Source organism: Actinoplanes sp. 13, from assembly GCF_056134165.1.
The window spans coordinates 1-10,799 of record NZ_JBVYOQ010000058.1; the positions used below are offsets into that span (position 1 = coordinate 1).

Genomic DNA, 10,799 nt, shown 5'->3' on the forward strand with positions numbered 1-10,799 from the left:
GCGGGTGGTCTGAGCCCGGCGGGCCACGGACGGGGTGAGGCGGCGGTCACCGCGCCGAGGGCGGCGGGCGGCGCGCGGGTAACCTAGACGCATCGTGGCCAACATCATCAACCTGGACCGGGTCAACAAGGGTTACGGCGCCGCCGGTCAGCTGCTCACCGACGTCTCGCTCGGCCTGGACGACGACGCCCGTGTCGGCATCGTCGGTCTCAACGGCGCCGGCAAGTCGACCCTGCTGCGGCTGCTCGGCAAGACCGAGGAGCCCGACTCCGGCCGGGTCACCCATCGCCGTGACCTGCGGGTCGCCACCCTTCCCCAGAACCTTGCGCTGGCCGCCGACGCGACCGTGCGCGACGTGGTGCTCGGCACCGCCTGGCTCGCCCAGGACATGGGGGCCGAGCACGAGTGGGCCGGCGACGCCGGGGTCCGCACCATTCTGGACGGTCTGGGGATGGGCCATCTCGGCCTGGACACCCCGGTCGGCCCGATGTCCGGTGGCGAGCGGCGCCGGGTGGCCCTGGCCGCCCTGCTGATCCGCGAGAGCGACCTGCTGATCCTGGACGAGCCCACCAACCATCTCGACGTGGCCGGGGTGGCCTGGCTGGCCCGGCACCTGCTCACCCGTCGCGGCGCCCTGGTGGTGGTCACCCACGACCGCTGGTTCCTCGACGAGGTCTGCACCGCGACCTGGGAGGTCGTCGACGAGCAGGTCCACGCGTACGAGGGCGGCTATGCGGCGTGGACGCTGTCGCGGGCGGAACGGCAGCGGGTCGCCGCAGCCGTGGAGGCCCGCCGGCAGAACCTGCTCCGCAAGGAGATCGCCTGGCTGCGCCGGGGCCCGCCGGCCCGGACCTCGAAGCCGAAGTTCCGGATCGACGCCGCCAACGAGCTGATCGCCGACGTCCCGCCGGTCCGCGACACCGTCAGCCTGCAGCGGCTGGCCACCACCCGGCTCGGCAAGCAGGTGTTCGACCTGGAGCAGGTCACCCTGAACGCCGGGCCGAAGCCGATCTTCCGGGAGCTCACCTGGCAGGTCGGCCCCGGTGACCGGATCGCCATCCTCGGCGCCAACGGCGCCGGCAAGACCACCCTGCTGCGGCTGCTGGCCGGCGTGACGAAACCGGACGGCGGCCGGCTGGTCACCGGATCGACGGTGCGGCCGGCGTTCCTCTCCCAGGAGCTCAAGGAGCTGCCCGGCGAGTTGCGCCTGCTGGAGGCGGTGGAGGAGGTCGCCAAGCGGGTCAAGCTGGGCGACCGGGAACTCTCCGCCGGTCAGCTCGCCGAGGTGTTCGGCTTCACCGACAAGCGGATCTGGACACCGGTCAGCGACCTGTCCGGTGGTGAGCGGCGCCGCCTGCAGATGCTGCGCCTGCTGGCCGCCGAGCCGAACGTGCTGCTGCTCGACGAGCCGACGAACGACCTGGACACCGACACGCTGGCCTCGCTGGAGGACCTGCTGGACTCCTGGCCGGGGACCATGGTGGTGGCCAGCCACGACCGCTACCTGGTGGAGCGCGTCACCGACAGCGTCTACGGGATGTTCGGCGACGGGCGGCTCGTGCACCTGCCGGGCGGCATCGACGAATACCTGGCCCGCATCGCCACGCCGGGTGCTCCGGTCGTACCCGCGAAGGGTCCGGAAACGCCGCCGAGCGCGCCGGGCCTGTCCTCGGGTGAGTTGCGCCTGGCTCGCAAGGAGCTGGCGCGGCTGGAGCGGCAGATGGACAAGCTCGGCGAGAAGGAAGCGAAGATCAACGAGGGTCTGGCCCGGCACGGCAGCGACTACGGGAAGATCGTCGAGCTGGAAGCGCAGCTCAAGGCGGTGCAGGAGGAGCGCGCGCAGGCCGAGGAGGCCTGGCTGGAGTTGGCCGACCAGGCTGGGGGATAACTGATCCGGGGGGTGTGACTGCGCCCTTGTCGCCGATACGCGAGAATCGGTCCGAAGACACCTGACCTTGGAGACGGACAGCATGGCGCACAACCCGGTCAACCACCCCCTGCGGCCGATCTACCGCGTGGTCGGCTTCATCACCGGCGGTTACCTCGTGGCCTTCGGCATCCTGGGCCTGATCCAGACGGCCGGCGAGCCGTTCGCGAACGAGACCGGCATCCGGGTTCTCGGCCAGGAGAGCAACATGCTCTGGTCGATCATCTCGCTGATCGTCGGTGGTCTCGTCCTGCTCGGCACCGTCGTGGGCCGCAACCTCGACGTGGCGATCGACAAGTACCTCGGGTGGGGCCTGCTGGTGCTCGGCACCTACGCGCTGGCGACCATCCGGACCGACGCGAACTTCCTCGGCTTCAGCGTGTCGACGGTGATCGTCACCTACATCGCCGGGCTGCTGCTGATCACGGTGAGCCTGTACAGCAAGGTGGTCCCGCAGTCGCAGGCCGGCGCGCCGCGCCAGGTGCGCGAGGGCCAGGTCCGCGAGGGCCGCACCGCCTGACCGCCGCGACGCCGCCGGGTCCGTCTCAGCGGATCCGGCGGGTCAGCAGCTCCGGCTCGGTGTCCAGGTGGGAGAGGCCGTTCCAGGCCAGGTTCACCAGGTGCGCGGCGACCATCTCCTTCTTCGGTCTGCGCGCCTCCCGCCACCACTGCCCGACCAGCGCCACCATCCCGACCAGCGCCTGGGAGTAGAGCTCGGCGAACCGCGGGTCGATGCCCCGGCTCTTGAACTCGGCGCCCAGGATGTGCTCCACCCGATGCGCCACGTCGCTCATCACGCTGGAGAAGTTGCCCCCGGTGGAGAGCGCCGGCGACTCCCTGACCAGCACCTGGAAGCCGTGCGGCTCGTCGTCGATGTAGTCGAGCAGCGCCAGTGCCGCCTGTTCCAGCAGCTCGCGCGGATGGCCGGCGGTCAGCGCCGCGGCGATCCGGTCCAGCAGGGCACGCACCTCGCGGTCGACGACCACCGCGTAGAGCCCCTCCTTGCCGCCGAAGTGCTCGTAGACCACCGGTTTGGAGACCTTCGCCCGGGTGGCCACCTCCTCGACGCTCGTCGCGTCGTACCCACGTTCGGCGAACAGCTGCCGGCCTATCACGATCAGTTGTTCCCGGCGTTGCGCCGCGGACATCCTCGTCCGCGGCGTTCTGGGGTCCCCGTGTTCGGTCACCCGGCCATCCTGCCAGTGTTCATCCAAGAGGGTTCGTCCGCTTATCGCGGGTGAACGGCGGGACGCTAGTCTGTCTCCAGCAACATTCGGCCGTGGTGTAATTGGCAACACACTAGGTTTTGGTCCTAGTTTTCCGGGTTCGAGTCCTGGCGGCCGAGCAACTTCTGTGGTTGAGCCCCGATGGCTGCGGGCGGCGCGATCGCTGCCGCCCCTGCAAGATGCCACTGCGAACGATGGAGTTGCCGCGTGAGCCAGGCCCCCAGCCGTACCGTTGTCGTCCTCGCCGCGGGTGAGGGCAAGCGGATGAAGTCCGCGACGCCGAAGGTTCTGCAGCCGCTGCTCGGCCGGACTCTGCTCGGGCACGTCCTGCACGTCGCCTCGGCGATCCACACCGATCGCACCCTGGTCGTGGTCGGCCACAAGGCCGAGCAGGTCGGCGCGTTCCTGACCGAGGCCGCGCCGGACGCCACGCCGGTCCTGCAGGCCGAGCAGAACGGCACCGGGCACGCGGTCCGGATCGCCCTCGACGCCGCGCCGGACCTGACCGGCACGGTGGTGGTGCTCAGCGGTGACGTTCCGCTGCTGCGCCCCGAGACGGTGGAGGCGCTGCTGGCCACCCACGAGCGTGCCGGCGCGGCGGCGACCGTGCTGAGCGCCGAGGTGGCGGAGCCGGGCGGGCTGGGCCGGATCGTCCGGGACGCCGACGGCAACCTGGAGCGGATCGTCGAGGCGAAGGACGCGTCGCCGGAGGTGCTCGCGATCCGCGAGATCAACTCCGGGATCTACGCGTTCGACGCGGTGCTGCTGCGCGAGGCGCTGGGCAAGCTCTCCACCGACAACGCGCAGGGCGAGGAATACCTGACCGACGTCTTCGCGATCCTGGCCGGACAGGGCCACCCGGTGGCGATCGAGGTCGCCGAGTTCGCGTACGAGACGCTCGGCTGCAACGACCGGGCGGAGCTGTCCCGGCTGCGCGTGCTGATGCGCGACCGGGTGAACGAGGCGTGGATGCGTGCCGGGGTGCTGCTGCTGGACCCGGCGACCACGTGGATCGACGTGACGGTGACGCTGGAGCCGGACGCCGTGGTGGAGCAGAACTGCCGCTTGTCCGGCGCGACCACGGTGGCCCGCGACGCGGTCGTGGGCCCGGACACCACGCTCGTCGACACCGCGGTGGGCGCCGGGGCGTCGGTGCTGCGCACCCACTCGATCGGCGCGGAGATCGGCCCGGAGGCGACGGTGGGCCCGTTCTCGTACCTGCGGCCCGGCACCCGGCTGGCCCGCAAGTCCAAGATCGGCGGATTCGTCGAGGCGAAGAACGCCGAACTGGGCGAGGGCGCCAAGGTGCCGCACCTGTCCTATGTCGGAGACGCGACAATCGGGGCCAAGGCGAACATCGGAGCGGGCACGATCTTTGCGAACTACGACGGCGTACGGAAGAGCCGGACCACGGTGGGTGACGCCGCCTTCGTCGGCTCGGACACCGTGCTGATCGCCCCGGTGGAGATCGGTCCGGGCGCCTACGTGGCGGCCGGCAGCGCGATCGCCCAGGACGTCCCCGCGGGCAACCTCGGCGTCACCCGTGCCCAGCAGCGCAACGTGGAGGGCTGGACCGCCCGCAAGCGGCCCGGGACGGTCTCCGCCGAGGCCGCTGAGCGCGCCGCGGATATCACCGGTGAGCAGGAGTGATCCAGCGGGGGTGAGGCATCCCACCCGGGAGCGTGGAAACGTGGCGGTTACGTGGCCGACAGGGATACTTCACTCGAACCCACCCCCTGAGCAACGGGAGCAGCGAGTCGATGGGCAGCATCGTCGCGGAGAACCGTAAGAGTTTGATGCTTTTCTCCGGCCGGGGCTTCCCGGAACTGGCGGAGGAGATCGGCCAGGTGCTCGGTGTGGCGCCGACACCGTCGGACTCGTACGAGTTCGCCAACGGTGAGATCTTCGTTCGTTTCCGGGACTCGGTCCGGGGGTCGGACGCCTTCGTGGTGCAGTCGGTCACCGAAGGGGTGAACCGCTGGGTCATGGAGACGCTGATCATGATCGACGCGCTGAAGCGCGGTTCGGCCAAGCGGATCACCGTGGTGCTCCCGTTCTACCCGTACTCGCGGCAGGACAAGAAGCACCGGGGCCGGGAGCCGATCTCGGCCCGGCTGGTCGCCGACCTGCTGAAGACGGCGGGCGCCAACCGGATTCTCACCGTGGACCTGCACACCGCCCAGATCCAGGGGTTCTTCGACGGGCCGGTGGACCACCTGTTCGCGATGGACATCCTCGCGGACTACGTGCAGCGCAAGTACGCCGGCCGGCCGATGACCGTGGTGGCGCCGGACTCGGGACGGGTCCGGGTGGCCGAGCGGTGGACCGACCGCCTGGGTGGCTGCCCGCTGGCGTTCATCCACAAGACCCGGGACCCGCTGAAGCCGAACCAGGTGGTGGCGAACCGGGTGGTCGGCGAGGTCGAGGGCCGGGTCTGCCTGATCGTCGACGACATGATCGACACGGGTGGGACGATCGCCAAGGCCGCGGACATCCTCTTCCAGGAGGGCGCGGCGGACGTGATCGTGGCGTCCACCCACGCGCTGCTGTCCGACCCGGCGACCGAGCGGCTGAAGAACAGCCGGATCAGCGAGCTGGTGGTCACCAACACGCTGCCGCTGTCGCCGGAGAAGCGGCTCGACAAGATCACTGTGTTGTCGATCGCGCCGCTGCTGGCCAGGGCGATCCGGGAGGTCTTCGACGACGGCTCGGTGACCACTTTGTTCGGTGGCCTCAGCTAGACAGCCCCGAAATCACGCTCCGGCGGGCCGCCACAGCGTGGTGATTTGAGGTGCGCTGTGCACTCGAAGTCCCCACGCTCGAGTGGGCGCCAATCAGTGTGGGGACTTGAGGTGCGCTGCGCACCGGAAGTCCCCACGCTGGGGTGGGCCTGCGTTGCAGGTCAGCCCGGCGGTCGCCGGGCGGTCGGTGAGTGGGCAGTGGGCCGCGGGGTAGCCCCGGGACGCCTGGTTCGGCGGGGAGTCCGGTCACGCGTACGACAAAGGCTGTGGTGCAAGTTGCATCGGCGGGGTGGTTTTTTCGCGGACGCCGACAGCCTGCCGGGGCCGCTGAAGGATGCGCGATCGTGCCAGGTAAGCTAGTACGGTTGCCACGGCGAGGGTGCTTCGTGGGCTGTTGAGGTTCGCAGTCCGCTCGAGGCGCCGTCATCGACGCGGTGCTCCGGGCCTGTGCCCAGCGCGCCCCTTGCCCGGCAGCGCCGAAACACCAGCGGTCCACACCGCAGCACTGCCGGATACCGCAGCCGCAGACTTAGACGCAGCCCGCATCGAAGAGTTTCAGGAGTACCCCGTGTCCGAGGTAAAGATCAGCGCCGAGCCCCGCACCGAGTTCGGCAAGGGTGGTGCCCGCCGCACGCGCCGGGCCGGTTTGGTGCCCGCCGTGCTGTACGGCCACGGCGAGAAGCCGCAGCACATCGCGCTGCCGGCCCGTGAGTTCGCGGCCGCCATCCGCCACGGTGGCATGAACCAGATCTTCACGATCGACATCGCCGGCAACTCGGGCGCCACGCTGGCCCTGCCGAAGGCGATCCAGCGTGACCCGATCAAGGACACCTACGAGCACATCGACCTGCTGATCGTGAAGCGGGGCGAGCAGATCCAGGTGGACATCCCGGTCACCCTGACCGGTGAGGCCGCCAAGAGCACCCTGGTCGTGCACGAGTCGAACACCGTCTCGGTGGTCGCCGAGGCGCTGCACCTCCCGTCCGAGCTGGAGGTGTCGATCGAGGGCCTCGAGGCCGGCGCGCGGGTCACCGCGGGCGACCTGAAGCTGCCGAAGGGCACCGAGCTCGCGGTGGACCCCGACTTCCTGCTGGCGATGATCACGGCCTCGACGCAGAACGCGGCGCCGGCCGAGGCCGAGGCCGCCGAGGGTGGCGACACCACCGAGGGCGACAGCGGCGAGTAAGTCTGACGCGCAGCAGCGGTAGACCAGAACATCAGGGAAAGTGCCGGACGGCACTTTCCCTGATGTCGTATTTGCGGAAGGCGGATAGGTGAGCGACGAGGCGCCCTGGCTGGTGGTGGGTCTGGGTAATCCGGGCCGGGAGTACGCGGGGAACCGGCACAACGTCGGCTTCATGGTGGCCGACCTGCTGGCCTCCCGGGTCGGCGGCAGGTTCGGCCGGGCGAAGCGGGCGCAGGCCGATGCCGCGGAGGGGCGTCTCGGCTTCGGCGGGCCGCGGCTGATCCTGGTGAAGCCGCTGACCTACATGAACCTGTCGGGCGCTCCGGTGGTGGCGCTGGCGCAGTTCTTCAAAGTTCCCGTGGCGCATGTGATCGCGGTGCATGATGAGCTTGATGTGCCGTTCGGACAGGTTCGGGCGAAACGCGGTGGAGGCGAGGGCGGGCACAACGGGCTGCGCTCGATGTCGAAGTCGCTCGCGAGCAAGGAGTACGCGCGGGTGCGGTTCGGGATCGGGCGTCCACCGGGTCGGCAGGACCCCGCCGATTACGTCCTTTCCGACTTCTCCGCGGCGGAGCGCAAGGAGCTGGACTTTCTGGTGGATCGGGCGGCCGACGTGGTCGAGGCGGTCGTCCTCGAGGGCGTCGAGTGGGCGCAGAACAAATACCACGGAGGATGACCGTCCGCAGGCGGAACAAAAAATCCGTTTGGGTCGTTTTGTACGCCTAGCGGCCCCGTGACGCCCTCCACCGTCCGTCCGTTGGTCACACGGACGCGCGCACTCGTGCGCTGGCTGACGTGACGGGAGGTTCGAGGATGTCGCAGGACGTGTCCGAGGACCGGGCGGACGCGTTGACCGAACCCACGGCGATCCTGCCGGAGATCCGGCCCGACCGCGTGCCGGAGGACCCGCCGCCCGGGTACGGCTTGGCGAACCATCCCCCCGGTAACGCCGGACCGCAGCGTCCCCCGCAGCGGAGCTCGGCTCTCAACAAAATTCCCGCACCGGTCTCCCCGCTGAGCCCGCCACCGGCCGGCGCGGAGACCCGCAATCAGCCGTCCTTCGCCACCGACCGGGCCCGCAACAGCGCGGCCAGCCGGCACTGGTCGCCGCGGCCGAACCGGTCCCAGGCGACCCGGACACCGAACCGGCCATTCGTCCGCACCCGCGGCCGGCACGCGGCGATGTCCCGGCGGCAGCTCTGGGAGCGGCGATACGTCCGGGCCCTGGTTCTCACCGACCTGACCAGCGGGGTGGCCGCCGGGCTGACGACCTTCATGGTTCGCTTCGGGGACGCGGTCACCCAGTACAACCGGGCCTACCTGATCCTGTCCGCGCTGTTGCCGGCGGCTCTGCTGCTCGCGATGGCGTTCTGCCGGGCGTACGAGGGACGGTTCCTCTTCGTCGGCAGTGACGAGTACCAGCGGGTGATCCGGGGCGGCGTCGGTCTCATCGCCGGTGCCGCGGTCGTCTCCTATGCGCTGGATCTCGACCTCGCCAGGTCGTACGTGCTGGCCGCGCTGCCGGGCGCGATCGTATCGGTGCTGGTGTCCCGGTTCCTGCTCCGCAAGCGGCTGCACTGGGCCCGGGCACGGGGGGAGAACCTCCGACGGGTGATTGTCGTCGGTCACGAACTGTCGGTCATCGGCATCACCCGGCAGCTGCGCCGGGAGCGCTACCACGGCTTGGAGGTGGTCGGCGCCTGCCTGCCGCCGGGCGCCGACGGCATCGGGCTGACCGATCTGCCGGTCTACGGGACGTTCGACGAGGTGGCCCGCGCGGTCGAGCAGGCGGACGCCGACACCGTCGTCGTGCTCAGCTGCCCCGAGCTGGACGGGACCGCCGTCCGCCGGCTGGCCTGGCGGTTGGAGCGCGACGAGGTGGATCTCGTGGTGGCCAGCGCGCTGGTCGACGTGGCCGGTGCGCGCACCACCATCCGGCCGTTCGACGGGCTGCCGATGCTGCACGTCGAGCATCCTCGGCTGCACGGGGGATCGCGCCTGGTGAAGGACCTGGTCGATCGTGTCGGCGCGTTCCTGCTCCTGGTCCTTTTCGGCCCCGTACTGCTGAGCGTGGCGCTCTGCGTGGGACTCACCTCACGTGGCCCGGTACTCTTTCGGCAAGTGCGCGTGGGACGTGACGGTCGTCTGTTCCGGATCTTCAAGTTCCGCAGCATGTATGTCGATGCCGAGGCGCGGTTGGCCGAGCTGAGACATCTCAACGAGCACGACGGTGTGCTCTTCAAAATCCGCGACGACCCGCGTGTCACTCCGGTCGGGCGCTGGTTGCGCCGGTTCTCCCTGGACGAGCTGCCGCAACTGCTCAACGTCCTGCTGGGGCAGATGTCGCTGGTCGGTCCCCGGCCGCCGTTGCCGACTGAGGTCGCCGCCTACGCCGACGACGTGCGGCGCCGGCTGGCCGTCAAGCCGGGCATGACTGGTTTGTGGCAGGTGTCGGGGCGGTCGGACCTCTCCTGGGAGGAAGCGGTGCGGCTCGACCTGCGCTACGTCGAGAACTGGTCGTTGAGCCTGGATCTCGTGATCCTGCTCAGGACGATGACCGCGGTGGTGCGGTCATCCGGAGCATATTAGTGCCCGGCCCGCCGGGGCCGTGGGTGCGGCGGTTGGATGGAGGAGCGAGACGATGAGCGAGCAGACGAAGGCGTCCGCGCGCATTGCGGCACAGCGGGACGCGGGGGAGAGCGGCGCGCCGCCGGTCATCGACGCCGCGTTCGCCCGTTGGCTCGCGGAACGCGCCGGCCAGGTGCTGCTCCAGGTTCGCGACGAGATGGGGTTCGCGGACCCGAAAGCTCTCAAAGCCGCCGGTGACCAGGCCGCGCACGAGCTGATCCGGGCCGAGCTGGCCCGCTGGCGCCCCGCCGACGCGGTGCTCTCCGAGGAGGACGAGCACGCGCGCGACGCCTGGCAGGAGGGCGAGACGCTCACCGTCCGCCCGGACCGGCTCAGCGCCTCCCGGGTGTGGATCGTCGACCCGCTCGACGGGACCCGTGAGTTCTCCGAGGAGGGCCGCACCGACTGGGCCGTGCACGTGGCGCTCTGGACGGCCGACTGCTCCAGCCCGGCCTGCCTCGCGGCCGGTGCCGTGGCCATGCCGGCCCAGCACCGCACGCTCGCCACCGACCAGCCGCCGGCCTACCCGCCGATGCCGCTGGAGTCGGCGACCGGCGGGGCGATCCGGATCGCGGCCAGCCGGACGAGGCCGCCCGCGTTCGTCACCTCGCTCGCCGAGGACATCGGCGCCGAGCTGGTGCCGATGGGCTCCGCCGGTGTGAAGATCGCCGCGGTGATCAGCGGCGAGGCGGACGCCTACGTGCACGCCGGCGGCCAGTACGAGTGGGATTCGGCCGCTCCCGCCGCGGTGGCGCTGGCCACGGGCCTGCACGCCTCCCGCGTCGACGGCTCGCCGCTGGCCTACAACCGGTCCGACCCGAAGCTTCCTGACCTGGTCGTCTGTCGCAAAGATCTCGCTCCTCGGTTGCTTGCTGCACTCCAGAGGCATCTTCCGTCAGAATGACGACTCGGCAACGCCCCCCCCGCTAACAACAGAGTGACCGGAAAGGTCTGGGGACAGAACCCATGAGCCAGACGAAGCCCTACCGCGTCTCGCATCTGGATGCTCTCGAAGCCGAGAGCATCTTCGTGATGCGGGAGGTGATGGCGGAGTTCGAGCGGCCGGTGCTGCTGTTCTCCGGTGGTAAGGA

At 70.2% G+C, this 10,799-nt stretch carries 9 protein-coding genes, 1 tRNA gene and 1 pseudogene; 10 read left to right on the forward strand and 1 reads right to left on the reverse strand.

Annotated elements, in window-relative coordinates; all coding sequences use genetic code 11:
• Nucleotides 1-94: 94 nt before the first annotated feature.
• A complete protein-coding gene (locus AC0NH5_RS42655) occupies nucleotides 95-1,888 on the forward strand; it encodes an ABC-F family ATP-binding cassette domain-containing protein (RefSeq protein ID WP_474414149.1) in 1,794 nt (597 codons plus the stop codon).
• A gap of 82 nt (nucleotides 1,889-1,970) precedes the next feature.
• Nucleotides 1,971-2,447 (forward strand): DUF4383 domain-containing protein, encoded by a 477-nt coding sequence (locus AC0NH5_RS42660; RefSeq protein WP_474414163.1) that lies wholly within the window; start codon nucleotides 1,971-1,973, stop codon nucleotides 2,445-2,447.
• 25 nt (nucleotides 2,448-2,472) lie between these two features.
• Here the strand turns inward: AC0NH5_RS42660 and AC0NH5_RS42665 are convergent, their stop codons facing one another.
• Nucleotides 2,473-3,075, reverse strand: a complete 603-nt coding sequence (locus tag AC0NH5_RS42665; RefSeq protein ID WP_474414165.1) for a TetR/AcrR family transcriptional regulator — start codon at nucleotides 3,073-3,075, stop codon at nucleotides 2,473-2,475.
• Between the two features lie 125 nt (nucleotides 3,076-3,200).
• On the opposite strand from AC0NH5_RS42665, the gene AC0NH5_RS42670 reads away from it, so the two are divergent.
• From AC0NH5_RS42670 to AC0NH5_RS42705, 8 genes and pseudogenes are all read left to right on the forward strand, one after another.
• A tRNA-Gln gene (locus AC0NH5_RS42670) sits at nucleotides 3,201-3,272 on the forward strand.
• Between the two features lie 88 nt (nucleotides 3,273-3,360).
• Nucleotides 3,361-4,803: a bifunctional UDP-N-acetylglucosamine diphosphorylase/glucosamine-1-phosphate N-acetyltransferase GlmU gene (gene glmU / locus AC0NH5_RS42675; RefSeq protein WP_474414151.1), complete on the forward strand. Its 1,443-nt coding sequence runs from the start codon at nucleotides 3,361-3,363 to the stop codon at nucleotides 4,801-4,803.
• A 110-nt stretch (nucleotides 4,804-4,913) separates the two neighbouring features.
• Nucleotides 4,914-5,894, forward strand: coding sequence for a ribose-phosphate diphosphokinase (locus AC0NH5_RS42680; protein WP_474414153.1), 981 nt, complete (start codon nucleotides 4,914-4,916; stop codon nucleotides 5,892-5,894).
• 568 nt (nucleotides 5,895-6,462) lie between these two features.
• Complete coding sequence (locus tag AC0NH5_RS42685; RefSeq protein ID WP_474414155.1) at nucleotides 6,463-7,080, forward strand: 50S ribosomal protein L25/general stress protein Ctc; 618 nt, start codon at nucleotides 6,463-6,465, stop codon at nucleotides 7,078-7,080.
• Nucleotides 7,081-7,168: 88 nt separating this feature from the next.
• Nucleotides 7,169-7,756 (forward strand): aminoacyl-tRNA hydrolase, encoded by a 588-nt coding sequence (pth, locus tag AC0NH5_RS42690; RefSeq protein ID WP_474414157.1) that lies wholly within the window; start codon nucleotides 7,169-7,171, stop codon nucleotides 7,754-7,756.
• A gap of 137 nt (nucleotides 7,757-7,893) precedes the next feature.
• Nucleotides 7,894-9,669: a sugar transferase gene (locus tag AC0NH5_RS42695; protein WP_474414159.1), complete on the forward strand. Its 1,776-nt coding sequence runs from the start codon at nucleotides 7,894-7,896 to the stop codon at nucleotides 9,667-9,669.
• A 52-nt stretch (nucleotides 9,670-9,721) separates the two neighbouring features.
• Complete coding sequence (locus AC0NH5_RS42700) at nucleotides 9,722-10,612, forward strand: 3'(2'),5'-bisphosphate nucleotidase CysQ (RefSeq protein ID WP_474414161.1); 891 nt, start codon at nucleotides 9,722-9,724, stop codon at nucleotides 10,610-10,612.
• 62 nt (nucleotides 10,613-10,674) lie between these two features.
• A pseudogene (locus AC0NH5_RS42705) lies at nucleotides 10,675-10,799 on the forward strand (sulfate adenylyltransferase subunit CysD); the annotation flags it as partial.

Coding starts and splice junctions, on each gene's coding strand:
- AC0NH5_RS42660 (WP_474414163.1), top strand. CDS start 1,971: ATGGCGCACAACCCGGTCAACCACCCCCTGCGGCCGATCTACCGCGTG.
- AC0NH5_RS42665 (WP_474414165.1), bottom strand. CDS start 3,075: ATGTCCGCGGCGCAACGCCGGGAACAACTGATCGTGATAGGCCGGCAG.
- AC0NH5_RS42680 (WP_474414153.1), top strand. CDS start 4,914: ATGGGCAGCATCGTCGCGGAGAACCGTAAGAGTTTGATGCTTTTCTCC.
- AC0NH5_RS42695 (WP_474414159.1), top strand. CDS start 7,894: ATGTCGCAGGACGTGTCCGAGGACCGGGCGGACGCGTTGACCGAACCC.
- AC0NH5_RS42700 (WP_474414161.1), top strand. CDS start 9,722: ATGAGCGAGCAGACGAAGGCGTCCGCGCGCATTGCGGCACAGCGGGAC.